We start from the raw sequence: 23,021 nt of genomic DNA on the forward strand, positions 1-23,021 counted from the left end.
CGTTACAGGACGAAGCCCGGCTTGCCCTCGTCGGTCACGACCGGCCGGCCGGCCGTCGCCCAGTCCTGCATGCCGCCGTCGACGTTCACGGCGTCGATGCCCTGCTGGGCGAGGTACATCGTGACCTGCGCGGAACGGCCACCGGAGCGGCAGATCACATGGATCCGCCCGTCCTGCGGAGCCGCCTCGGTCAGCTCGCCGTACCGCGCGACGAACTCGCTGATGGGGATGTGCAGTGCCCCTTCGGCATGACCCGCCTTCCACTCGTCGTCCTCGCGGACGTCCAGCAGGAAGTCGCCGTCCTTGAGGTCCCCGACCCCGACCGTGGGCACACCAGCTCCGAAACTCATGCCCCCGACGCTACCGGACGCCACCCCCACCACGACGGGCCCGCCGTCACGACTTCCCAAGCACACCGAAGCGCCGGCACCGCCAGCCCCACAGAGTCATCCCGCTCTCGACAACCCCATCGGTCCCAAAGGAACCAGCGCCAACGCCTGCCCGTCCCAAGCCCCTGCACCGCCTGTCGCAACTCCACCAGTCCCAGCGGAACCGCGCCAGCGCCGGCACCCCCACGAGCCCGGCGCCGCGGACAGCCTCCGGCTCCCCGCCCACAACGCGCATCTCCGAGGGCCCCGCGCGCCTTCCCTGGCGCCCCGACGCACCCCCGTCGCCCGACGAACAATCCCTGGCGCCCGGACGCGCACCCCCCGCCGCCCCGACGCCTACCTACCCCACCAGCTCCGCCAGCTCGGCCTCCCTCTTCGCGACCTCCGCCAGCAGCTGGTCGGCGATCTCCTCCAGAAGGCGGTCGGGGTCCTCCGGGGCCAGCCGGAGCATCGCGCCGATCGCGCTCTCCTCCAGTTCCCGGGCGACCAGCGCGAGCAGCTCCTTGCGCTCGGCGAGCCACTCCAGGCGGGCGTACAGCTCCTCGCCGGGGCTCGGCTTCCGCTCCGCGGGCACAGGACCGGCCGCCCACTCCCCGGCCAGCTCCCGCAGCAGAGCCTCGTCACCGCGGGCGTAGGCGGCGTTGACCCGGGTGATGAACTCCTCGCGCCGCGCCCGCTCACCCTCCTCCTGCGCCAGATCGGGGTGGGCCTTGCGGGCCAGCTCGCGGTAGAGCTTGCGGGCCTCCTCGCTGGGCCGCACGCGCTCCGGGGGCCGCACCGGCTGTTCCGTGAGCATCGCCGCGGCCTCCGGGAACAGGCCGTCCCCGTCCATCCAGCCGTGGAACAGCTCCTCGACCCCGGGCATCGGCAGCACGCGTGCCCGCGCCTCGGACGCCTTGCGCAGATCCTCCGGATCACCGGTACGGGCGGCCCGGGCCTCGGCTATCTGCGCCTCCAGCTCGTCGAGCCGGGCGTACATCGGACCGAGTTTCTGGTGGTGGAGCCGCGAGAAGTTCTCGACCTCGACGCGGAAGGTCTCCACCGCGATCTCGAACTCGATCAACGCCTGCTCGGCGGCCCGCACGGCCTGCTCCAGCCGCTCCTCGGGCCGCGCCTGCTCAGCTTCGGGGGTCGTCATCCGACCAGCGTAGGCCACGGGCGGACAGGCACCGTGGCGCTCGCCTCACACCCCCACCTCCGCCGCGATCCTCCCCGCCCGCACGGCCGCCACCAGCTCCGCGTGATCCGCCTCCGTGCGGTCGGCGTAGGCGACCGCGAACGTCGCCACCGCCTCGTCCAGCTCCTCGCTCTTGCCGCAGTAACCGGCGACGAGACGGGGGTCGGCGCTGTGGGAGTGGGCACGGGCCAGGAGCGCGCCGGTCATACGGCCGTAGTCGTCGATCTGGTCGGCGGCGAGGGCGGCGGGGTCGACGCTGCCCTTGCGGTTGCGGAACTGGCGGACCTGGAACGGACGGCCGTCGACCGTGGTCCAGCCGAGCAGGTTGTCGCTGACGACCTGCATCCGCTTCTGGCCGAGGACCACCCGGCGGGCCTCGTGGCCGGCCTCGGGCGCCTCGAAGCCGGCGGTGAGCAGATGCGGCACCAAGGCCGACGCCCGCGCCTCCTTCACCTGCAGCACCAACGACTCGCCCCGGTGGTCCAGCAGCAGGACGACGTACGACCGCGTGCCCACGCTGCCCGTGCCGACGATGCGGAAGGCGACGTCGTGCACCGCGTGCCGGGCGAGCAGGGGCAGGCGGTCCTCCGGGAGCGTGGTCACGTACTGCTCCAGGGAGACGGCCACCGCCGCGGCCTCCGCGTCGGGCACGCGCCGCAGCACCGGCGGCGCGTCCACGAAGCGGCGCCCGCCGTCCGGCGTCGGCTCGGTCGACTTCGCCGCGAACCTGCCGCTGGTGTTGGCCCGCGCCTTCTCCGAGACCCGCTCCAGGGTGCCCAGCAGATCGTGGGCGTCGGTGTGCGAGACCAACTCCTCGTCGGCGATGGCGTTCCATGCGTCCAGCACCGGCAGCCTGGCCAGCAGGCGCATGGTGCGGCGGTAGGCGCCGGCCGCGTCGTGCGCCGCCTTGCGGCAGGTGTCCTCGTCGGCGCCGGCCTCCCGGCCCGCGAGCACCAGCGAGGCGGCGAGCCGCTTGAGGTCCCACTCCCACGGGCCGTGGACCGTCTCGTCGAAGTCGTTCAGGTCGATGACCAGGCCGCCGCGCGCGTCGCCGTACAGGCCGAAGTTGGCCGCGTGCGCGTCACCGCATATCTGGGCGCGGATCCCGGTCAGGGGAGTGCGGGCGAGGTCGTACGCCATGAGGCCCGCCGAGCCACGCAGGAAGGCGAACGGGGTGGCCGACATCCGCCCCACCCGTATCGGCGTGAGCTCGGGAAGGCGGCCCTGGTTCGACTCCTCGACCGCCGTCACCGCGTCCGGCCGGGAGGCGTCCGGCTCGAGCGCCGCATGCGCCGCCCGCGGCACCCGCCGGCGCAGCGCCTTGCCGTCCTCCTTCGGGGACCCCCCGACGGGCCACTCGGCGAAACCACGCACCCGGGGCAGCCGTCCCCCCGCCGTCGCACCGGTCGCCTCGCCCGCCTCCCCGGCACCCGTGCTCGCGCCCGGTCCCGCTGCGCCCTCGGTCACCACGACCGCCTCCCCCGCACGTCACGCATCGTCCGCACATCGGCTCGACGCGCCGAACATCAACTCGTGCCGACCGTACCGCCCGCCGACCGGCCCGCGTCAGCCCCTGTGGACAACTCCGCGCCTGTGGACGACCACCGTTCACGGACCGGCAGCCCGTGAGATGGCTCACCCCTATCAAGCCCCGCGCACACAAGGCCTCGAACACGCGGCCTCGAACACGAAGAAGCCCCGCAGGTCTGAGACGTCCGGGGCATCCGCTGATGGAGGGATGCTGGGATGCTCGCACTGGCCCTGACCTGGTGAAACGTGACCTTCCTGGGATGCCGAACGGAATGGAGGGGGGAGCTCTCGATGCCGGCCTGCGCGGGCGGCTAAACCTACTTCAGTGCCGTGTAGACCCGGTTGGCCATGACCAGGTGCCCTACCCAGTTGGGGTGGGCCGAACCGGACGTCACCGGCAGCAGCGGGTTGATCCACCGCGAGGTCTCGGCGGACTGGCACATGTCGTGGCGCACGAACGCCGAGTAGGTGTCGGCGTAGACGGCACCCTTCTTCTCCGCCTCCGCGGCCAGCATGGCGTTCAGCTTCCTCGTGATGCCGTCGAGGTAGGTCACATCGCCCTTGGCCAGCGGTACCGAGGAACCGCAGCCGGCGCCCGTCGCCGGGAGCAGGTCCGGATAGCCGACCACGACCACACGCGCGCTGGGGCTGCGCCGGCTTCGGCGTCTACGCGGGAGTGGACCTCGCCCTCGTCCTCGACGTCCTGCCCGATCCGGAGGACTCCGCCAAGGACCTCGGGGTGTTCAACATCGCCAACGCCGCACCGCAGTCCGTCGCGCCCGCCCTCGGCGTGCTGCTGGTCAACACCGCGGGCGGCCACGAGTACCACCTCCTGCTGGGCGCCGCCGCCGCGGTCTGCGTGATCGGCGCCCTGGCCGTCATCCCCATCAGGTCGGTGCGTTGACCGAACCCCGCACGGTCCGGCCCCGCCGGAGTCACATCGGCGCTCAGCTGCGTGGCCGTATGGCCATGCGGCCGGGCGCTTCCGCCTGACTGCACTGCTCGGCCCCGCAGACATGGTCCGGCCCTGCGGAGTGCCGGCCGGACACGGGCCGCACCGTCGCCGGTCAGCGGGAGCCGGCAGGGACGGGCGAGAGCCGGTAGGCGCCCCCATGGGTGACGACGCGGCCGGCGGTGGGCGGCGCGAAGTGGGTGCCCAGGACGAGGGTGTCCGTGCCGGCGAGCGAGCCGAGCAGCTTGCGGCGCGAGTCCTCGGACCGTTCGGGGTCGATGTCGACGCAGGCGCCGATGGCGGGGTGGGCGAACTGGACGGGGTGGTGGATGCAGTCGCCGGTGATCAGGGCTGTCTCTCCGCGGCTGGTCAGCTCCACGGCGATGTGACCGGGGGTGTGTCCGGGAGTGGGGACCAGGCGCAGGCCCGGGACGATCTCGACGCCGTCGGCCGGGACGTCGACGAGGTCGAGCAGCCCCGCCTCCTCGATGGGGATCACGGAGTCGCGGAACATCTGCTTGCGCGCCTCCTCCATGTCGTAGCCGGCCCAGAACTCCCGCTCGGTGCGGGAGGTCAGGTAGCGGGCGTTGGGGAAGGTGGGAACCCACTCTCCGTTCACTTCGCGCGTGTTCCAGCCGACGTGGTCGGCGTGCAGGTGGGTGAGGACCACCAAGTCGACGGAGTCCGGGGGGAATCCGGCGGCGGCGAGGCGTTGCAGGTAGTCGGTGTTCAGGTTGTGCCAGGCGGGGTTGGCCCGCTCCTTCCCGTTGCCGATGCCGGTGTCCACCAGGATGCGCAGCCCGTCGAGGGTGAACGCGAAGCTGTGGCTGTCGATGTGCAGGATGCCCTCGTCGTCGGCGAAGTGGGGGCGCAGCCAGTCCTGCCCGGCGACGACGGCCGGGGTGGCGCCGGGCAGCAGCCACGGTCCGGTGGCGGGCGGCAGGAGCACCTCGTCGATGCGGTGGACGGTGATGTCCCCCACGGTCCAGGCGGGGATGGTGGTCTGGTCGGTGGCCGGTGGAGTGCTCATGATCGGTCGCTTCCTTCAGTCTCGTTACGGAACGTCGTTGTGTGCGCCGCGGGCTGCCCTGCGCCGTGACGCGGTGAGTGCCGCCAGGGCCGCGACGGCGAGCAGGGCGGCGGCGAGGGCGTAGGCGTGGGCGGCGGTGCGCAGCCCGTAGTGCTGGGTGGCGGCGCCCGCGGCGATGGCGGGCAGGCTCATGGAGAGGTAGCTGAGGACGTAGTAGGCGGCCAGGGTCCCGGCGCGGTCCTGCTCGTCGAGCGAGGCGAGTGTCATGCGCAGCGCCCCTTGGGAGACTGCGCCGAAGGCGATTCCGGCCAGGGCCGCGCCGCCGTAGACGGCGGGCAGGCCGGCGCCGTGCAGACCGCTCAGCGTCAAGGCCGCGGCGGGGATGACGGCCAGGCTTCCGCCGGTGGCGGCGGCGTGCGGTGCCGTGCGCCGCAGTGTCCACACGGTGAGGGCGGCCGCGGCGGTGAGCGTGAAGAAGACCATGCCGCCGGCCGTCTGCGGGGCGCCCGGAGCCACGAGGTGCACGAGCGCCGGCCCGAGGGAGGAGTAGAAGCCGCCCAGGGCCCAGATGGCGACGACACCGGTGCCTGCCGTCAGCAGGGCGCTGCGCGCCGGTGCCGGCACGGCGAGGTGAGGGCGAAGGGAGCGCAGGGCGCCGGCGTGCCGGTGGGCCGTCTCCGGGGTGAACGTGACCGCGATCGCCTGGACGGCGAAGAGGACCGCCAGCAGGGCGTACACGGTGACGGTGGGGGCGGGGGCGAAGCGGACGAGGAGCGTGGAGGCCAGGACGCCGACGGCCATGCCCGCCACCGGGGCGATGCTGTTGGTCAGGGCGGACCGGCCCGGACGCAGGGGGTGCTCCAGGTCGAGGAGGGCCGCGCCCGCGGCGCTGGTGGCCGCGCCGGTGGCGGCTCCCTGCAGGATCCGGGCTGCGATCAGCGCACCGGCGCCGTCCGCGGAGGCCAGCAGGACCATGGAGGCGGCCTCCAGGACCAGCGCGCCCACGAGGACCGGGCGTCGACCCAGGTGGTCGGAGAGCGCGCCGGTCGTGAGCAGGGTCAGCAGCAGTGTCAGGGAGTAGGCGCTGAAGACCACGGTGATGGTGAGCGCGGACAGGTTCCAGGCGTCCTGGTAGTGGGGGTAGAGGGAGGTCGGCGCGCTGGATGCCGCGAGGAGGGCGGCCAGGATCGAGGCGTCCAGGACGAAGGACGCCGCGTGGCCGGCGGTCTGGGCTGCCGGTTGGCCCGGCGCCGGCGCTCGAGGGATGACGGTGGACATGGGGCTAGGGGCTCCTTGGCGCTAAACGCAATCGGTTTGCCTTAAGCCACCGTAGGCCCTACAGTCGACTAACGCAAACCCTTAGCTTTTGGTGCTGGGGTTCGCTCCGCCGCTCCAGCCCCGAGGAGAGAAGTCCATGTCCGCCGCAGATCTCACCCCGCCGGAGGCGGCCCGCTGGGCCGCCCGTGCCGGGCTGCCGCTGCCTGCCGACCGCCACGCCGCGGTCGCGGCCGTCGCCAACCACATCCACTCCGTCGTCGCGGTCCTGCGGGAGCTGGACTTCGGGGACACCCCGCCCGCCCCCGCCTACCTCGCGGGAGAGGAGAAGCACGATGCAGCCGTATGAACTGTCCCTGGCCCAAGCCGCCGACTCGATCCGATCCCGCCGGCTGTCCCCCGTCGAGCTGGCGGACTCCGTCCTGGAGCGCGTCGAACAGGTGGAGCCGCACCTGCAGGCCTACGTGACCGTCACGGCCGAGCACGCCCGCCGGGCCGCGCGCGAAGCCGAGAACGACATCGCGGCCGGCCGTTATCGCGGTCCGCTGCACGGCATCCCGATGGGCCTGAAGGACCTGATCGACGTCGCCGGCGCGGCCACATCGGCCAGCTCCCGGGTCAGGGCCGACCACCGCGCGCAGGCCGACAGCACGGTCGCCGCACGCCTGGCCACGGCCGGAGCCGTCCTGGTCGGCAAGACCCACACCCACGAGTTCGCCTACGGGCTGACCACCCCGCAGACCAACAACGCCTGGGACCGGGAAAGGGTCGCCGGCGGCTCCAGCGGCGGGTCCGCCGTCGCCGTCGCCGCGGGCACCGCGACCTTCACCCTGGGCACCGACACCGGCGGATCGATCCGGGTGCCCGCCGCGCTCAACGGGGTCGTCGGCCTCAAGCCGACCTACGGCCTGGTCCCCCGCCACGGCGTCACGTCCCTGTCCTGGTCACTGGACCACGTCGGCCCGATCACCCGCACGGTCGAGGACGCGGCCCTGGTCCTGACCGCCCTGGCCGGACACGACCCCCGCGACCCCGCCTCCCTGACCACACCCGCCATCGACTACCGGCCGGGCACGGGCACGGACCTGACGGGCCTGCGGATCGGCGTGCCGCGCAACTACTACTTCGACCACGTCGACCCGGAGGTGGAGGCCGCCGTCCGGCGCGCCATCGCCCACCTCGAGAGCCTCGGCGCACGGCTCGTCGAGGTCGAGATCCCCCTGACCCGGTACATCCAGGCCACCCAGTGGGGCCTGATGGTGCCCGAGGCCACCGCCTACCACGAGGGCACCCTGCGCACGGTTCCCGAGCTCTACCAGGACGATGTCCGCATCCTCCTCGAGGCCGGCGAACTCATGCCCGCCGGGGACTACCTGCGAGCCCAGCGCTCCCGCACCCTCATGCGGCAGGAATGGGCGCGCATGCTGCAGGACGTCGACGTGATCGCCGCCCCCACCGTCCCGGCGACCGCGGTGAAGGCCGGCCAGGAGACGATCACCTGGGCCGACGGCACCGTCGAGGGCGTCTCCGACGCCTATGTACGCCTGTCGTCCCCCGCCAACATCACCGGGGTGCCGACCCTGTCCGTCCCCGTCGGCCACGACACGGCGGGCCTGCCCATCGGCATGCAGCTCCTCGGACGTCCCCTCGGCGAGAGCGCCCTCCTGCGGATCGGTCACGCCTACCAGCAGACCCAGCCCGCACCCACACTCGCACCGGCAGCCTGAGAACGCCGCTCGGGCCCGGCCGAATCGCTCCGGCCGGGCCGGCGGCGGCGCCGTTGCGCTGCTCTCAGGGCCGGAAGCCGCAAGGAGAAAGCCGGCGGAGGTTCCGGCCGAACGGCGACGTAGTCATAGGACGCGATGCTGTCATCTGACAGATGTCTCACGGCTTCGGCTGCCCAAGACTCCCGGAGTACCGACCTTCCGACCGCACGTCGGCTGGTCACACCCGAGTCGGGCGGCGGCGGCCCCGGGCCCTTCCGGTCGACGCCCCCTCGTGAGGCGGCAATGGCCGCGGTGTCCATCCCCCGGAAACGCACTGTCAGTTTCCGGAAACGTCGGAATCCATTCTTCACAGGAGTACGGAATTATGCGCAGGGAAATGTCTTCACGCTCCATGAGTCGGCGCGGATTCATGGGAACGGCCGCGGGCGTCGGGGTCGGAGTCGGTGCTGCCGGGCTGCTCGGCGCCGGCCGGCTCTTCACAGGTGGCGAGTCGAGTGCCTCCGCCGCCACTTCCCGCGACACGATGCAGGTGTCGACGATTTCTCTCGGCAAGGTCAGCGTCACCCGTGTGGTGGAGTACAGGGGGCCGGTGGGGATGACGTCGCGCCAGTTGTTCCCGGAGAGTCCGGAGGAACTGTGGCAGGAGAACCGTTCCTGGCTCAGCCCGGACTTCTGGACTCCTGACACCGACTTGGTCCCCATTGCGCTCCAGACCTGGGTTCTGCGCAGCGAGGGCAAGACCATCCTGATCGACACGGGAGCCGGAAACGAGAAATTCCGCCCCTACGCCGAGGTGTGGCAGTACATGGACACCGGCTTCCTGCGCCGTTTGTCCCGTGCCGGTGTCCGGCCTCAGGACGTCGACATCGTGGTCAACACCCACCTCCACAACGACCACGTCGGCTGGAATACCCGGCGAGAGGACCGTGACTGGGTGCCCACCTTCCCCAACGCCACATACCTGATTCCCAAGGTGGAGTTCGACTTCTGGAACCCTGATCTCCCCCCGATCAGCGCCAAGGACCCGAAGGCCACCCAGAACGTCTGGGAAGACAGTGTGCTGCCCGTCCACGAGGCCGGTCTGGTGAAGCTCTGGGACGGCAGTCACACCATCGACTCCAGCCTGACGCTGGACCTCGCCCCCGGGCACACTCCCGGATCGTCCGTGGTCCGGCTGCAGTCGGGAACGGACAGGGCGGCGTTCATCGGTGACCTGCTGCACAGCCCGCTGCAGCTCGAACACCCAGAGTTCAACAGTTGCTTCGAGGAGGACGAGCGGCAGGCGCGCACCACCAGACGACGCATGTTGGAGTGGGCCGCTGACACCAACGCCCTCCTCCTGCCGGCACACCTCCCCGGACATGGTGCCGCCGAGGTGGCGCGCGAGGGCAGCCACTTCAAGATCAAGGAGTGGGCGGGCTTCAGCCGCATCTGACGCGGCCGGACGACCCCTCGGATATCGCGGACGATCACCCGCTCGGCGGCGCGGCCGGACGACCCCGGCCGCGCCGTCGGCGTCATGCCCGCCATGCGCTCGCGCGCTCAGCGCGTGGGGCGCCGACCGTACGGAGATGGACGACGGCTTGTCGCCGTAGTACCGGACACGGAGCAGCCGTGGACGACGCGCCGACGACGAACGCTCCGTCGTCGTGAAAAAGGCAACGGGGCGGGCTCGGCAGCGGTGCCGGTGGTCCCGTAGGAGTTCACGACAGTTCCCGCGCCACCACGGACGCCGCCTTGGCGATCAGGGCGTTGTCGTAGTCGGCATCCTTCGTGTGACGGTTCGTCATGATCGCGATGACGATGGGGGCCGCCTTCGGGCGCCATACCACGGCGATGTCGTTGCGGGTGCCGAAGGTGCCGCCGGCCCCCGTCTTGTCGCCGACCACCCAGTCGTCGGGAAGCCCGGCCCGGATGAGTTTCGCCCCCGTGGTGTTGGCCTTCAGCCAGTCCGCCATCTGGGTACGCTCGGCCTTCCCGAGTACGTCACCCAGAACGAACGCACGCAGATCGCCGGCGAAGGCGCGCGGCGTGGTCGTGTCCGGCGTCGAGCCCGGAGCCCACTGGTTCAGCTGCGTCTCGCGCCGCTGCATCCGGGTGACGTCGTCGCCCATCCCTTCGAGCATGGCGTCGAGGCCCTTCGGCCCGCCGAGCATGCCGAGCAGCAGGTTGCCCGCCGTGTTGTCGCTGTGGTGGAGCGCGGCCTCGCACAGCGCGCGCACGGTCATACCGGTGTCGACGTGCCGCTCAGTGACAGGGGAGTAGTCGACCAGGTCCTTCCGGGAGTACTTGATGAGCTTGTCCAGGCCGTCCAGCGAGTACGTGCGCAGGACGGCTGCGGCCGCCAGCGCCTTGAAGGTGGAGGCGTAGGCGAAGCGTTCACGGTCACGGTAGGCGACCTCGCGTCCGGTCCCCGTGTCGACGGCGTACACCCCGAGACGCGCGTCGAAGGTCCGCTCGAGCTGCGCGAAGGCACCGTCGGCGGACGCCTCGGCATCGACGGCTGCCGCCATCGGCGCGGCCGGCGCGTCGGCGGCGGCGCTGTGTCCACAGGCCGCCAGCGGGATGAGCATGAGCAGGCCGAGTGCGGCGCTGCGGGTACGGGTGAACTTCAACTCCGACCTCCGTTCGTTGCCCTTCGGGCAGTCCCAGATGCACCGCACGCCGACCGGACTGTGTCCCACGGTCGGCCGGTGCTTTTGGACCACCCTTGTTCACCTGCTGCTATGCGGTCCAATACGCTTCTGGCGGGTTTCATGCGGTTCTGGCATACGATGGGGTCGTGGATCTGGTGGGTGCCTGCCGTGCGTTCGTCCATGTGAGCGAGTGCGGCAGTTTCACGGTCGGTGCCGCTGCCGGGCGGATGTCGCAGCCGGTGGCCAGCCGCCGTGTCGCCGCGCTCGAACAGTGGCTCGGGGAGGAGTTGTTCGAGCGGACCTCTCGCAGGGCTGTCCTCACGCCCTTCGGACGCGAGGTGTTGCCCGCGGCCAGACGGCTGCTTCAGGCCGCCGACGAGTTGCGGCACGACGCTGAGACCGCCCGGCGCAGACCGTGGCGGCTCGCTGTGCCCGGCGTCTGCACGTCGGCCGCCCTCGCCCGGCTCGTGGCGGACGCGCGCAAGGAGGACATCACACTGGACGTGCGCTGCGCGGCCCCGGCGGAGCGGACCGAGCTGCTCAACGCGCGGCAGGTGCGCGCCGCCCTGCTGGCCGTGCCGGAGAGCCAGGCCATGTGGTCGCTGCCGCTCGGGCTGGCCGGTACACACGAGCCGGCCGCGCGGCGCGTGTACATGGAAACGTTGCGGATGGGACGCGCCCAGACCGGTCCGGCCCGGCGCGTCTGGATCCAGCCGGAGGACGACGTGCCGCATGTCCGCGACCCGCTGACCCGCCTGCGGGACGCGGTGGGCCTGCGCCCCGCGCAACTGGTGACCGCTACCGACCTCACGTCCGCGGCCGCGGAAGTCATGTGCTCCCAGGACCTGCTGCTGTGCACCCCCACGCAGGCCAGGGAACTCGCCCTGCGCTGGCGGCCCATCGGCGACATCACCCTGACGCGCGGCTACACCGTCGCGATGGCGGACAACGGCAACCCCGAACGCCTGCACTCACGTCTGGGCGAGGCCATCGCACGCTGCCTCGGCGCGGAGACCAAGAGCACGACGGAGAACGAACCGACACCATGACCAGGGCCGAACTGCTGCGCCGCATGCAGGAACAACTCCACGAGGGCGGGCTGCACGGACACATACTCGTGCGGGACCTGCTGACCGGAGAGGAGCTGGGCATCGAGCCGGACACCCAGCTGCCGGCCGCATCCCTGGTCAAAGTGCCCCTGGCCGTGGCGACGGCCGAGCGCATCCGGCGCGGAGAGCTCGACGGTGAGGCGGTGCTCGACGTGCAGCCCGGTCGCCTGACCACCCCCGGCCCCACCGGGCTGAGCCGCTTCCGCCACCCCGCCCGGATCGCCGTCGACGACCTGCTCTACCTCAGCACAAGCCTGAGCGACGGCACCGCTGCGGACGCCCTCTTCACCCTCACACCGCCCGACCAGGTCAGCGCCATCCTCGAAGAACTCGGACTGCGGGGCATATCCGTCCGCCACACGATCAGCGAACTGACGGACACGCCCGCCGAACGCTTCGACGCACCGCAGACACACCTCGCCCACGCCCTGGCCATCGACGCCGGCACCAGCGGCCGCGGACACCGCATTCCCCAGCTCGACACCACCCGCGCCAACACGGGAAGCGCACGTGCCTGGACCGACCTGCTCCAGATGCTGTGGCGGCCGTCGGCGATCCACCCGGACGTCGCAGCCAGGGTCCGCTCCCTCATGACCCACAACCTGCTGCGCCACCGCCTGGCACCCGACTTCGACTCCGACGCCTCGACGTGGTCATCGAAAACAGGCACCCTGCTCAACCTCCGCCACGAGATCGGCGTCGTCGAGCACGCCGACCGCCAGACCTTCGCCATCGCCGTCCTCACCGAGTCCTTCGTCCCCGCCGGCACTCAACCCGGTGCCGACGCCCTCATGGCACAAGTCGCCCGGACGCTCCGCGACCACCTACGGCAGCAATAGACAACACCGGGTGATCCAGCCTTCCTGCCCGTGACAACGACCACCTGCAACCGGCCGCCGGGCATTCAAGCCGCTCGGCGGACGACAGCCCGTGCCCGCCGATCAGGCGAGCCCACCGGGCGGAGCCGAAGGAGGTGGACGGCACCCGGCCGAAAGTCGTAGCCGGCTGCGCAAGATCTGTCTTACGGCCGATCCGACGCAGGCGTCGGCAGGACAGAGTCGAATCCGTCCGTTGTGTACCGCTGTCCATCACACCAGGAGCACGTCATGGGCAACCTCAGCTTCCGTATCGAGTCCGTGCAGGTGCTGCTTCCCCTCCTCGCCGGATTCGCCGCGCTGCTCGCCGTGCGTGCCGTGAGGAGACGCCCCGGCTGGTACGGCAAGCCCATGCTGACCCGGCTCGCGACGGCCCTCTACGCTGCGGGTTTCCTGCACTTCACGATGTTTCCGATCATCGTCGACAAATCTCAGAACCTGTCGCCCTGGTACAACCAGATCCAGCCGATACCCCTGGCGGGCCTTGTCAGCATGGACCCCACCTTCGTGCTCAACGTGCTGCTGTTCGCACCGTTCGGTCTGCTGCTCCCGCTGATGGCGAAGGCGGAGCTTCCGGTGAAGCGGGTCGCCCTGCGCGCGCTGGTCACCAGCCTGACGATCGAGCTGGTTCAGCTGGGCATGTACGTGTGGTTCAGCAACGGCCGTGGCGCGGATGTCGACGACCTGATCGCCAACACCCTCGGGGGCGTGCTCGGCTGCCTGATCCTGCGCTCCTCGGCTCTGTCCGATCTCGTACGCGGCTTCGCCCTGCCGGGAACCGCGCTCGCCCGATCGGCCACCGAGACGGTGCCGGCTCCGCCTGCACCCGTCGGGCGATGAACCGACGGCGGGATCGCCGCCGCCGGACCCCTTGGTGCGGGCGCGGACCGTCCCCGTCGCCGCTGTCACCGCTCCGCGTTCCGCGGCAGACAGCCGTGTTCTCGCGGCCGTCACCAAGGGGCCGATGCGGGCGCGACTTCTTAGAAGCAATGATTTTGCTTTAAGATGGTGTCCATGAGCAGGCAGATGGTGCGCCCCGGTGGGCGCAGCGCCCGGGTCCAGGCAGCGGTGCACGCCGCCGTACGCGAACTCGCGTCGGAGCTGGGCCGGGACGCCCTGACGGTGCCGCTGGTCGCCCAGCGTGCGGGCGTGACGCCGTCGACGATCTACCGCCGCTGGGGGGACCTGCAGGAGCTGTTGTCGGACGTGGCGGTCGAACGGCTGCGGCCCGACACCGCGCCCAGGGACCACGGGACCCTGTCGTCCGACCTGACGGCCTGGGCCGAGCAGTTCCTCGACGAGATGGCCTCCCCCACCGGCCGCGCCTACATCCGCGACGCCCTGCTCGGCGACCCGGACGGCAGCAACGCCGGCCAGTGCTCCGCCTACGCGGCCGAGCAGATCGACGTCATCCTCAGCCGCGCGGCCGAACGCGGGGAGGACACGCCCGACGTCGAAACGGTCATCGACGCCGTCGTCGCCCCCCTGATGTACCGCATCCTCTTCCGCCCCGACGGACTCGACACCTCGTACGCGCGCCGACTCGTGACAGGAGTCCTCGAACCGGCCACCCGGTGACCGGATGACCACACCGACGTGCCCCTCTGACAGCCTCCGGTCACCGATCTCGGAGGCCGGCACGATCTCGCCACATCCCCAGCCCTCCGGCGAACCGTCCCGAGGGCGTATCCGGGCACTTCACGCCCATGAGCTGAGCGCTGCCGCACCCGCAGCGCCACGGAGCCGACCCCTTGACCGCCGCCACCACGGTCGGCGCCCAGGGAGGTAACGGCTCCCTCATCAAGAGGACCCCGGAACCACGGGCATCGCCGCCCTCCAGTTCACGCTCGGGACACCTCTCCTCACGTTCTCCACAGCGGGGCCGAACCTACCCCTCCCTTTGCCCGTAGATCGTGCAGGACAGCCCGAACAGCGCCAGACCGGGCACACCGGTGATCGGTGAGAGCGCCGTATCGGCCCGCCATGAGGACGGTCACCGACACGCGACCAGGACACAGACGTGAGACGCGCAACAGACAGTGAGACACCCGGCGCCGCCGCGGGCCTGTGGTGCGGCCTGCTCGGTCCGGTGCTGGTCCGGCGGGCAGGGGCCGTGCTCGATCTCGGGCCGCCCAAGCGCCGGGCGCTCCTCCTACGTCTGCTCCTGGAGGAGGGCCGGGTCGTCTCCACCGACCGCCTGTGCGAGGACCTGTGGGCTGGCCGTCCGTCCCCCCGGGCGGTGGTGTCCCTGCAGGCCGACATCAGCAGACTGCGCACCGTTCTCGAACCGGGGCGACCGCGTCACGGCAAGGCCGGTCTGCTGGTCCGTGAGTCCAACGGGTACGCGCTGCGGATACCGGCCGAAGCACGTGACACCGTCCGTTTCGAGCACGGGGTGGCCCGGGCCGGCCGCTCACTGGCCGACGGCCGTATACAGGAGGCGCGCAGGGAGGTCGAGTACGCGCTGTCGCTGTGGCGGGGAACAGCGCTGCAGGACGCGCGGGACTACCTGTTCGCCGCGCGGCAGGCCGCCCAGCTCGACGAGACCCGCATCACCGCGGAGGAACTGCGCATCTGCACCCTGCTCCACGGCGGCGACGTGCAGCAGGCCGTCAGCGCGGCTGAGGCGCTCACCGAGCGGCACCCGCTCAGGGAGGGGGCGTGGAGTCTGCTGTTGTGCGCCCTGTACCTCACGGGTCGCCACGCCGAGGCCCTGGCGCGGTTCGAGCAACTCCGCAAGCGCCTCTCCGAGGACCTCGGCCTCCGGCCGAGCCCGTGGGCCGGCGCCCTGCAGGAGGCGATCCTGCGCCACGACCTCCCCTTCATCAGACATGCCTCGCGGTCCATCGTCACCGCCGGATACGACGACGTCTCCCCACCCCCCGAACTGCGCGCGCCCGGGTCCGAGGACACCCGTCCGCAGCCGCGGGCGGATTCGGCCGCGGGCGCCCCGGTGCCGACACCGCGCAGCCCGCGCGACAGGTCCCCGGCCGTGACCCCGACGGGCGGTGCCGTCCTGAGCCCCGCACCACTGCCCGCCGCTCCGGCGTCCTTCACCGGACGACAGGCCGAACTGGACGCCCTGCACGCGCTGTTGCCGAAGCCCGACGGGCAGAGCGTCGCGCCCTCCGTCGCGGTCATCGGCGGAGTGCCCGGCGTCGGCAAGACGACCGTCGCCCTCCATTTCGCCCACGAGGTCACCGAACTCTTCCTCGACGGGCAGCTTTTCGCCGACCTCCGGGGCTTCGGCCCGAGCGGCGACATCGTGGAGCCCGCGGACGTCCTCCAGGGATTCCTGACCGCGCTGGGCGTGCATCCGACGGCCGTCCCCGCGCGCACCGGCGCGCGCTCCGCCCTGCTGCGCACCGTGCTGGCGAAGCGCCGCGTCCTGCTGGTGCTGGACAACGCGCGGGACGAGCAACAGCTCCGTCCGTTGCTGCCCGGCGCCTCCGGCTGCATGGCCCTGGTCACCAGCCGCAACCAGTTTGGTGATCCAGCACGAGGTTCTTCACGACGGTGTACAGCCAGGCTCGCGCCTCCTCCGCCTTCGTGCTCAGGCCGGACGCATGTCTCCACGCCCGGATCGCGGTCTCCTGGAGGACGTCCTCCGCACGGTGCCAGTCGCCACCGAGCAGGCGTGCGGCGAAACGCAGGAGCGGCGTGCCGTGCTCGGCATACGGCCTCCGGATGAACTCCTCACAGTTGTCGATCAGAGCCTCGTCGGAGTGGCGCGGCATGCCGTCGGCACCCGTGCCAGGCGCGGCGTCCGTGGTCCGCCTCATCGTGCTGGCGTCCTCATCCATGGATCAGGTTTTGCTGCGGCTGCCCTGGGCATCCCCAGGGCGGCTTCACACTGGTGGGACGGACTTGGACGTTCCTTGTCGATTTCTTGCCATCGCCTGTCGCGTGGGCATGCCCGAGCCGTGAGAGCCGGATCCAGGTCCTTCCGACGCCCCGGTGGCGTCGGTCCACGTGCTCAGCGAGCCAAGAGTCTCCGGAGCTCCGCTGTGATCAGCTCCGGGGCTTCCTCGGCCATGAAGTGGCCGCAGTCGACAGTCGTGTGGGCCAGCTTCGGTGCCCAGGCGGACCAGAGCGCCCGGGCGTCGAAGCCGAGGAAGGCGCCCCAGTCCTGCTGGAGCACGGTGACCGGCATGTCCAGTTGGTGACCGGCGTCCCTGTCGGCCCGGTCGTGGTCGACGTCGATGTGCGCGGAGGCTCGGTAGTCGGCCACGATCGAGGGCACAGCGTCGCGGCAGGCGTCCAGGTAAGCGACACGGAGGTCGGAGGGAATCGCTTCGGGGTTGCGGGTCCAGACGTCGAGGAAATGGCCGAAGAAGGCGTCCGGGGCGGCCGCGATCATCTGCTCGGGCAACTGCGGAGGCTGGGCCATCAGGTAGAGGTGGAACCCGATGGCGGCACTCGTGCCGCGCATCACCCGCCACATGTCCAGGGTCGGGAGAACGTCCAGGCAGGCTAGGTGGGTGATGGTGTCGGGGTGGTCGAGTCCGGCGCGGAAGGCGACCAGGGCACCGCGATCGTGGCCGGCCAGTGCGAACCGCTCGTGGCCGAGGGCTCGGGCCAGGGCGACGACGTCGGCGGCCATGGTGCGCTTGGCGTAAGCGGTCCCGTCGGGGTCGGCGGGCTTGTCGCTGGCACCGTAGCCGCGCAGGTCGGGGCAGATGACGGTGTGGTCCGCCGCCAGGTCGGTGGCGACGTGCCGCCACATCAGGTGGGTCTGCGGGAAGCCGTGCAGGAGGACGATCGGGCTGCCCCAGCCGCCGACGGCGGCGTTCAGGGCGATGCCGTCGGCGACCTGGATGCGCTGGTAGTCGAAGCCGGGGATGGTCGGTGCCACGGTGTACTGCTCTCCATCGGGTGCGGTAGGCCTGCCGGCCGGCGGGCACAATCGAGCTTGCCGCGCGCGAATCAGCAACCGATCAGCACGCACCGTGGCGGACGAGGCATGACCTGGAGGTGAGGATGGAGCAGATCACCTTCGGTGTGCTGGGGCCGGTGGTGGCCTGGGACGCCGCCGGTGGCGTTCTCGGGCTGAAGGGGCCGCGGCACCGTGCGGTGCTCGCACGGCTGATCACGGCCCGGCGACGGGTGGTTCCCGTCGCCCGTCTCGTGGAGGACCTGTGGGGCGAGCCCGCGCCGGGCGCCGTGGGTTCCGTACAGACCTTCGTCGCCGCGCTGCGCCGTGTCCTGGAGCCGGACCGCCCGGCCCGGACCCCGGCCCGTCTGCTGGTCACGGAAGGACCCGGTTACGCGCTGCGGGCGGCGCCCGAGGCCGTGGACGCCTGGCGGTTCGAGGCGGCCGTCGGTGCCGCCGCCAAGCTGTCCCCCGCGAAGGCGCTGGAAACGCTGGAGGAGGCGCTGGAGTTGTGGCGGGGTCCGGCCTACGCCGACTTCGCGCAGGAGGACTGGGCCCGCGGCGAGCGCTCCCGCCTGGCCGAGCTGCGGCTGCGAGCAGTGGAGCAGCAGGCGCGGGCCCGGCTGGCCCTGGGGCTGGCTGCCGAGGCAGTGCCCGAGCTGGACGCCCATCTGGCCGAGCATCCCTGGCGTGAAGAGGCCTGGCGGCTGCTGGCCCTGGCGCTCTACCGCACGGGACGGCAGGCGGATGCGCTCGCGGTGCTGCGCCGGGCCCGGGCCATGCTGGCAGACGAGCTGGGAGTGGACCCGGGCCCGGAGCTGCGCCGCCTGGAAACGGACGTCCTCGCCCAGGACCCGCGCCTCGACCTTCCGGCCGAACCGATGACGTCGACGGAGAAGCTGTGGACACGGGCGGCCGCGGACTACGACCGCACGGTTGCCGCGGGCGCCCGGGCCCGGCTGGAGTCGACGGTCGGACTGATCCGCGATCTCGCGGTGACCGGAGGCGCTGGGCTGCGGGCAGCTCAGGAACACCGCCTGGCGGCCATCACCGCGGCGGAAGAGCTCGGCGACCCCGAGCTGACCGCACGCGTGATCGGTGCCTACGACGTCCCCGCCATCTGGACCCGCAACGACGACCCGCACAAGGCGCGGCAGATCGTCGCGGCCGCCGAGCACACTTTGGCCGCTCTGCCGACCGGCGGCTCACACGAGGCGGCGCGCTGCCGACTGCTGGCCACGATCGCACTGGAGATGCGCGGCACTCGCTCCACCCGTGGTCCCCGGGCCGCACGCGAGGCGGAGGAGATCGCCCGACGCCTGGACGATCCCGCACTGATGGCGTTCGCCCTCAACGGAGCGTTCATACAGTCCTGCACCCGAGCCGGTCTCGCGCCGCGCCGCGACGCGATCGGCGCGGAGCTCGTCACGCTGGCCGCCCGGCACGGCCTGGTGACCTTCGAGGTGCTCGGTCATTTGATCCGCATGCAGGCGCAGAGCGCGCTCGGCGACTTCACGGCCGCTGACGAGCACGCCGCCGCGGCAGACCATCTGGCCGAGCGCAACGAACGGCCGCTGGCGAGCGTGTTCACCCAGTGGTACCGAGCGCTGCGCCTGGCTGCCTCCGGGCAGATCCCACAAGCCGAAGCCGCGTACAGGGCCGCTGCCGCACGGCTCGACGGCGCCGGAATGCCCGGTGTGGAGCACGGCCTGCTGTCCCTTGCGCAGTTGTGTCTGCGGCTGGCCGACGGAAACACGTCCGCGGCAGAGGCGGCCGAACACGTCGACGCGGGGGCGGACTGGGGGCCGTACCGGCCCTGGGCCGAGCTCTTCGTCCTGCTGCGCACCGGCCGCCGCGCCGACACCCAGGCGATGCTGCGCGCCTTGCCGGAGCCGCCGGCGGACCTGATGTACGAGGCGCTGTGCTGCCTGCAGGCGGCGGTGGCGCTGGAACTCGGCGCCCGGGTCGCGCTGGAGCAGCTCCACGCCCGCCTGCTGCCTGCTGCCTGCGAACTCGCGGGCGCGGGCAGTGGCCTGGTCACCCTCGGTCCCGTGGACCGGTGGCTCACCGACATCACCGACGCGCTCGGCCGGCGTTCTGGCTGAGAGGGGTGGGGGTGTGGTCAGGGGTGGACGTGCAGGCTGTCCTCACCAGCCGGTGACGCGTTGCCAGAAGGCCTCGATCACGGGCACGGCGCCGGTGCTGCGGGTGCCGTCGATGACGTGGTAGCCGCGATGCTGAGCCGCGGTTGCGCAGGCGTGGTTGGGCAGGATGCGCAGGCGGGTGCCGACGGGCAGGTCGGGCAGGTCGGCGCCGTCGCGGGCGGTGAGCGTGCCGTGTTCCTGGCTCGCGGCGGTCATGACCAGGTTCGGGACGAGGTCGCCGTTCAAGTCGGTGACCAGGCCGTAGCCCTGGTCCTGTGCCTGGACGGCGGTGCCGCGGTCGCGGGACATGGCCATCCAGCCGCCGTCGGTGACGATCCACCCGTACACGGGACGGTGGCCGATGACGGTGACGACGACCGACAGGGCGAGGTCCTCGACCTGGCAGACGCCGAGGCCGGCCATGACCAGGTCGAAGAAGACGTAGTTCCCTGCGCGCAGTTCGGTGACGCCGGTGAGGTCCTCGGCGGCGTGGGCGGTAGGGGTGGAGCCGACGCTGACGGTGTCCACCGGCAGGCCGGCCGCGCGCAGTCGCTCGGCCGCGGCGACGGCGGTGTCGCGTTCGTTCTTCGCCGCCAGGCGCTGTTCCTCGGGGGTGTAGGCGAAGTAGGACTCGCCGGCGTGGGTCAGTACGCCGTCCAGACAGCCCGCGTCGTGCAGGATGCGGCCGACCTCGGGGAGCGTGGGGGCGTCGGGCTTGAGGCCGCCGCGGTGGCCGTCGCAGTCGATCTCGATCTGGGCGGGGACGGCGATGCCGGCCCGGCGGGACGCCTCGGCGACGAACGCGGCCTGTTCGACGCTGTCGAGCAGGATGCGCAGGCGCACACCGCGGCGCAGCAGGGCGATCACGCGCGGGAGCTTGTGGGGGTCGATGCCGACGGCGTAGGTGATGTCGGTGTAGCCGCCGTCGGCGAACGCCTCGGCCTCGGCGAGGGTGGAGACGGTGACGGGGCAGGGGGTGTCGCCGTGCATGAGGGCGGCGACGTCGAGGCTCTTGGCCGTCTTGACGTGCGGCCGCAGGGTGACCCCGAGCCGGTCGGCCCTGGCCCGCAGCCGTTCGATGTTGCGCCGCGCCTTGTCCACGTCCACGACGGCGAACGGGGTGTCCGGGTCGGCCAGGTCATGGGCGGCGGTGGAGGTGGTGGTGTTCAAGGGGATGTTCACAGGGAGATGTCCATCTTCTTCACAAGGGCCAGGCCCAGATACAGGTCCTGCAGACCGATTCCGGAGCTGTCGAAGACCGTGACGTCGCTGTCGTCGACGCGTCCCGCGGTGCGTCCGACGAGGACCTCGCCGAGCGGGGTGAGGACGGTCGCCGCGGGCGCGTGCTGGCTTTCGCCCATGCGGCGGGCTTGGTCGGGCAGATCGCAGAAGACACGTGCGCCGCCGAACAGTTCGGGTGGGAGCTCCCTCTTGCCGGGGGCGTCGGCGCCCATGCAGGAGATGTGCGTACCGGGGCGGACCCAGCCCGCGTCGAACAGGGGTGGGGTGTCGGCGCGAGCGGTGGTGGCGGTGACGATGACGTCGGCGTGCGCACAGGCTTCTTCCGCACCGGCGGGCCGGGCGTCGTGGCCCTGTGCGGTGAGCGTTCTGGCCAGGTGCTCGGCACGCCCCGTGTCCCGCCCCACGATCAGGATCTCGCCGATGGGCCGGACCCGGCTGACGGCCTGCGCCTCGTAGGCGGCCTGGCGACCGGTGCCGAAGACTGCCAGGGTGGCGGCGTCGGGGCGGGCCAGCAGGTCGACGGCGAGGGCGTCGGCCGCGGCGGTCCGGTAGGCGTTCGCGGTGCCGACCTCCAGGACGGCCGCGATCCGGCCGATCGTCTGGTCGAACAGCAGCAGGGTCGAGTGGTGGCGCGGCAGCCCGTGCTCCGGGTTGCCCGGCCAGTAGGTGCCGATCTTCACCCCGGCGTGCGTCGGGGATGCGGACGGCTTGAGGGTGAACCGATTGCGCGGATCGGAGCCGTGCACGGCGAGACTGGGGAAGACCGGGCCGTCCACCGTCGCGGCGAAGGCGGCACGGGCCGCTTCGAGGGCCAGCTCCTCATCCACGAGCGCGGCGGTCTGCTCCTCGGTGATGTGCAACAGAGCGGTCGGTCCGGCGGCGGTCATGAGCGGCCCTTCACTTGGCGTAGTTGTAGACGGTCGCCCGGGACACGCCGAGCAGGTCCGCGATGGTCTGCGCGGCATCGCGCGAGTCGAAGTAGCCGTCGCGCTGCAGCTGCCGTACGAGTTCCTTCTTGTCCTCCCGACTCAGCGACCGGGGAGTCGCGGCGCGCTCCGCGGCACGTGCCTCCACCTCTTGGCGCAGCTCGCGCGCGTTGCGGTCCCGCAGGGTCTCCAGGGGCTGTTCGCGGTGCTCGGTGTCCGTGCTCACGAGGTTCGACAACGCGAGCGTCACGGGCGACAGGACGGACACGTCGAGGTTCAGGCAGAGTGCCGCGATGTACTCGCCCTCGGCGTTCTTGATGCCGATGGACGTGCTCTTCACCGGGCGGCCGTCGGGAAACCGGTTGGGGTAGTTCTGGATGACGCTGGGGTACTCCGGGTCGGCGATGCGGGCCAGGCCCAGTTCAGTGGCGGAGTCACCGACCTGGCGGCCCGAAAGGTTGTTCTCGATCGCCCGGATCGCATGCTCCGGATCCCGCAGGTCGTGCAGGACGACTTCGCACAGGCTCGGGAACATACGGCCCAGCGCGACGGCGATCTTCTCGGCCTCACGGATGAGGTGCTCGTCCGCGTCGATCGAGGCGACGGCGACGGCGCCCTTACGCTCGTCCGCCTCCGCACTGGCTGCGACGTGGTCCATGACGCTCCTTTCAGCGCGGGCTTCCATTTTATTTCTATCCCTAGACAGAAAGTCTAGTGGATCCGGGTGCCGCCCACCTCACCTTGCCGCGGGACGCCCGGGCTGAGCAGGAGCGTGAGTCGCTTTCACTCACCTGCGGCTTCGGGTGAGGCCTCGAAGAGCGACCCGACGTCGTGGGCTAGGCGGGGTCGGGGCGAACGGACGACCGGTTCACGCTCCCGGCGGACGTGGCCCGGCCTCGCCCCACGGCCCGCCGGAGCTGTGTCACAGCCGGTGACAGCGGCGTCATGGACGCGAGACAGCACCGGACCGGCAGCCAGGAGCGGCCGTGATGGTGATCGTCAACGCGCGGCACCGAGCACCTGGTGCGCCGCACCTGTCACCCTGAGGGGAAAGCCGTGATGAACCGTCGTCTGCGCACCGCCCTTGCCGTCACCGCCGCGCTCGGCGCCGGCCTGCTGATGACAGCGTGTGAGGG

General features: G+C 71.6%; 21 protein-coding genes and 1 pseudogene. 10 read left to right on the forward strand and 12 right to left on the reverse strand.

The features are described from left to right. Positions 1–2: 2 nt before the first annotated feature. The 4 genes from ACIHAR_RS22640 to ACIHAR_RS22655 form a co-directional block, all read right to left on the reverse strand. Positions 3–332, reverse strand: a complete 330-nt coding sequence (locus ACIHAR_RS22640; protein WP_400021538.1) for a rhodanese-like domain-containing protein — start codon at positions 330–332, stop codon at positions 3–5. Between the two features lie 397 nt (positions 333–729). Beyond that, a complete protein-coding gene (locus tag ACIHAR_RS22645; RefSeq protein ID WP_400021351.1) occupies positions 730–1,527 on the reverse strand; it encodes a hypothetical protein in 798 nt (265 codons plus the stop codon). Between the two features lie 45 nt (positions 1,528–1,572). Continuing rightward, on the reverse strand, positions 1,573–3,033 hold the full coding sequence (locus tag ACIHAR_RS22650; RefSeq protein ID WP_400021353.1) for a DUF2252 domain-containing protein: 1,461 nt from the start codon (positions 3,031–3,033) through the stop codon (positions 1,573–1,575). Positions 3,034–3,413: 380 nt separating this feature from the next. Further along, positions 3,414–3,725: a hypothetical protein gene (locus ACIHAR_RS22655; protein WP_400021355.1), complete on the reverse strand. Its 312-nt coding sequence runs from the start codon at positions 3,723–3,725 to the stop codon at positions 3,414–3,416. A 47-nt stretch (positions 3,726–3,772) separates the two neighbouring features. On the opposite strand from ACIHAR_RS22655, the gene ACIHAR_RS22660 reads away from it, so the two are divergent. Next, positions 3,773–4,000, forward strand: a complete 228-nt coding sequence (locus ACIHAR_RS22660; protein ID WP_400021357.1) for a hypothetical protein — start codon at positions 3,773–3,775, stop codon at positions 3,998–4,000. Between the two features lie 163 nt (positions 4,001–4,163). Here the strand turns inward: ACIHAR_RS22660 and ACIHAR_RS22665 are convergent, their stop codons facing one another. Beyond that, positions 4,164–5,078, reverse strand: coding sequence for an MBL fold metallo-hydrolase (locus ACIHAR_RS22665; protein ID WP_400021359.1), 915 nt, complete (start codon positions 5,076–5,078; stop codon positions 4,164–4,166). Positions 5,079–5,102: 24 nt separating this feature from the next. Next, a complete protein-coding gene (locus tag ACIHAR_RS22670; RefSeq protein ID WP_400021361.1) occupies positions 5,103–6,356 on the reverse strand; it encodes an MFS transporter in 1,254 nt (417 codons plus the stop codon). Positions 6,357–6,492: 136 nt separating this feature from the next. Here ACIHAR_RS22670 and ACIHAR_RS22675 point away from each other — a divergent pair, with 136 nt between their 5' ends. The 3 genes from ACIHAR_RS22675 to ACIHAR_RS22685 all read left to right on the forward strand — a co-directional run bounded on the left by ACIHAR_RS22675 (position 6,493) and on the right by ACIHAR_RS22685 (position 9,515). Then, positions 6,493–6,702 (forward strand): hypothetical protein, encoded by a 210-nt coding sequence (locus ACIHAR_RS22675; RefSeq protein ID WP_365462903.1) that lies wholly within the window; start codon positions 6,493–6,495, stop codon positions 6,700–6,702. Next, on the forward strand, positions 6,689–8,080 hold the full coding sequence (locus ACIHAR_RS22680) for an amidase (protein WP_400021363.1): 1,392 nt from the start codon (positions 6,689–6,691) through the stop codon (positions 8,078–8,080). The genes ACIHAR_RS22675 and ACIHAR_RS22680 overlap by 14 nt, the downstream gene beginning before the upstream one ends. A gap of 529 nt (positions 8,081–8,609) precedes the next feature. Further along, on the forward strand, positions 8,610–9,515 hold the full coding sequence (locus tag ACIHAR_RS22685) for an MBL fold metallo-hydrolase (RefSeq protein ID WP_365463050.1): 906 nt from the start codon (positions 8,610–8,612) through the stop codon (positions 9,513–9,515). Positions 9,516–9,783: 268 nt separating this feature from the next. On the opposite strand, the gene bla is transcribed toward ACIHAR_RS22685, so the two are convergent. Further along, positions 9,784–10,695, reverse strand: a complete 912-nt coding sequence (bla, locus tag ACIHAR_RS22690; RefSeq protein ID WP_400021365.1) for a class A beta-lactamase — start codon at positions 10,693–10,695, stop codon at positions 9,784–9,786. Between the two features lie 167 nt (positions 10,696–10,862). On the opposite strand from bla, the gene ACIHAR_RS22695 reads away from it, so the two are divergent. The 5 genes and pseudogenes from ACIHAR_RS22695 to ACIHAR_RS22715 form a co-directional block, all read left to right on the forward strand. Continuing rightward, positions 10,863–11,765: a LysR family transcriptional regulator gene (locus ACIHAR_RS22695; RefSeq protein WP_365462894.1), complete on the forward strand. Its 903-nt coding sequence runs from the start codon at positions 10,863–10,865 to the stop codon at positions 11,763–11,765. Beyond that, positions 11,762–12,664 (forward strand): serine hydrolase, encoded by a 903-nt coding sequence (locus ACIHAR_RS22700; RefSeq protein ID WP_365462891.1) that lies wholly within the window; start codon positions 11,762–11,764, stop codon positions 12,662–12,664. The genes ACIHAR_RS22695 and ACIHAR_RS22700 overlap by 4 nt, the downstream gene beginning before the upstream one ends. A 267-nt stretch (positions 12,665–12,931) precedes the next feature. Further along, positions 12,932–13,540 carry a VanZ family protein gene (locus ACIHAR_RS22705; protein WP_400021368.1) on the forward strand — a complete coding sequence of 203 codons (609 nt, stop codon included), beginning with the start codon at positions 12,932–12,934 and terminating at the stop codon, positions 13,538–13,540. Between the two features lie 174 nt (positions 13,541–13,714). Beyond that, complete coding sequence (locus ACIHAR_RS22710; RefSeq protein WP_400021370.1) at positions 13,715–14,278, forward strand: TetR/AcrR family transcriptional regulator; 564 nt, start codon at positions 13,715–13,717, stop codon at positions 14,276–14,278. Positions 14,279–14,813: 535 nt separating this feature from the next. Next, positions 14,814–15,494, forward strand: a pseudogene (locus ACIHAR_RS22715) (BTAD domain-containing putative transcriptional regulator); the annotation flags it as partial. A 673-nt stretch (positions 15,495–16,167) separates the two neighbouring features. Here the strand turns inward: ACIHAR_RS22715 and ACIHAR_RS22720 are convergent. Next, on the reverse strand, positions 16,168–16,503 hold the full coding sequence (locus ACIHAR_RS22720; protein WP_400021372.1) for a sigma factor: 336 nt from the start codon (positions 16,501–16,503) through the stop codon (positions 16,168–16,170). A gap of 173 nt (positions 16,504–16,676) precedes the next feature. Beyond that, complete coding sequence (locus ACIHAR_RS22725; protein WP_400021374.1) at positions 16,677–17,555, reverse strand: alpha/beta fold hydrolase; 879 nt, start codon at positions 17,553–17,555, stop codon at positions 16,677–16,679. Between the two features lie 125 nt (positions 17,556–17,680). Between ACIHAR_RS22725 and ACIHAR_RS22730 the strand changes: the two genes are divergently transcribed. Then, on the forward strand, positions 17,681–19,678 hold the full coding sequence (locus ACIHAR_RS22730; protein ID WP_400021376.1) for a BTAD domain-containing putative transcriptional regulator: 1,998 nt from the start codon (positions 17,681–17,683) through the stop codon (positions 19,676–19,678). Positions 19,679–19,720: 42 nt separating this feature from the next. On the opposite strand, the gene ACIHAR_RS22735 is transcribed toward ACIHAR_RS22730, so the two are convergent. The 3 genes from ACIHAR_RS22735 to ACIHAR_RS22745 are packed head-to-tail and all read right to left on the reverse strand — an operon-like array spanning position 19,721 to position 22,543. Next, entirely contained in the window at positions 19,721–20,899 is a 1,179-nt protein-coding gene (locus ACIHAR_RS22735; RefSeq protein WP_400021378.1) for a DSD1 family PLP-dependent enzyme, read from the reverse strand. After that, the gene (locus ACIHAR_RS22740) at positions 20,896–21,846 is read right to left on the reverse strand and encodes an ornithine cyclodeaminase family protein (protein WP_400021380.1); all 951 of its coding nucleotides are present in this window, start codon (positions 21,844–21,846) and stop codon (positions 20,896–20,898) included. The genes ACIHAR_RS22735 and ACIHAR_RS22740 overlap by 4 nt, the downstream gene beginning before the upstream one ends. 10 nt (positions 21,847–21,856) lie before the next feature. Then, positions 21,857–22,543, reverse strand: a complete 687-nt coding sequence (locus ACIHAR_RS22745; RefSeq protein WP_365462862.1) for a PAS domain-containing protein — start codon at positions 22,541–22,543, stop codon at positions 21,857–21,859. Positions 22,544–23,021: the final 478 nt, after the last annotated feature.

Source organism: Streptomyces sp. NPDC052016, assembly GCF_044548445.1.
Classification (GTDB): Bacteria; Actinomycetota; Actinomycetes; order Streptomycetales; family Streptomycetaceae; genus Streptomyces.

What these genes read in the sequence shown, in the direction of transcription:
- ACIHAR_RS22645 (WP_400021351.1), bottom strand. Translation starts at nt 1,527, where the DNA reads ATGACGACCCCCGAAGCTGAGCAGGCGCGGCCCGAGGAGCGGCTGGAG.
- ACIHAR_RS22665 (WP_400021359.1), bottom strand. Translation starts at nt 5,078, where the DNA reads ATGAGCACTCCACCGGCCACCGACCAGACCACCATCCCCGCCTGGACC.
- ACIHAR_RS22670 (WP_400021361.1), bottom strand. Translation starts at nt 6,356, where the DNA reads ATGTCCACCGTCATCCCTCGAGCGCCGGCGCCGGGCCAACCGGCAGCC.
- ACIHAR_RS22675 (WP_365462903.1), top strand. Translation starts at nt 6,493, where the DNA reads ATGTCCGCCGCAGATCTCACCCCGCCGGAGGCGGCCCGCTGGGCCGCC.
- ACIHAR_RS22680 (WP_400021363.1), top strand. Translation starts at nt 6,689, where the DNA reads ATGCAGCCGTATGAACTGTCCCTGGCCCAAGCCGCCGACTCGATCCGA.
- ACIHAR_RS22700 (WP_365462891.1), top strand. Translation starts at nt 11,762, where the DNA reads ATGACCAGGGCCGAACTGCTGCGCCGCATGCAGGAACAACTCCACGAG.
- ACIHAR_RS22705 (WP_400021368.1), top strand. Translation starts at nt 12,932, where the DNA reads ATGGGCAACCTCAGCTTCCGTATCGAGTCCGTGCAGGTGCTGCTTCCC.
- ACIHAR_RS22710 (WP_400021370.1), top strand. Translation starts at nt 13,715, where the DNA reads ATGAGCAGGCAGATGGTGCGCCCCGGTGGGCGCAGCGCCCGGGTCCAG.
- ACIHAR_RS22720 (WP_400021372.1), bottom strand. Translation starts at nt 16,503, where the DNA reads ATGGATGAGGACGCCAGCACGATGAGGCGGACCACGGACGCCGCGCCT.
- ACIHAR_RS22730 (WP_400021376.1), top strand. Translation starts at nt 17,681, where the DNA reads ATGGAGCAGATCACCTTCGGTGTGCTGGGGCCGGTGGTGGCCTGGGAC.
- ACIHAR_RS22740 (WP_400021380.1), bottom strand. Translation starts at nt 21,846, where the DNA reads ATGACCGCCGCCGGACCGACCGCTCTGTTGCACATCACCGAGGAGCAG.
- ACIHAR_RS22745 (WP_365462862.1), bottom strand. Translation starts at nt 22,543, where the DNA reads ATGGACCACGTCGCAGCCAGTGCGGAGGCGGACGAGCGTAAGGGCGCC.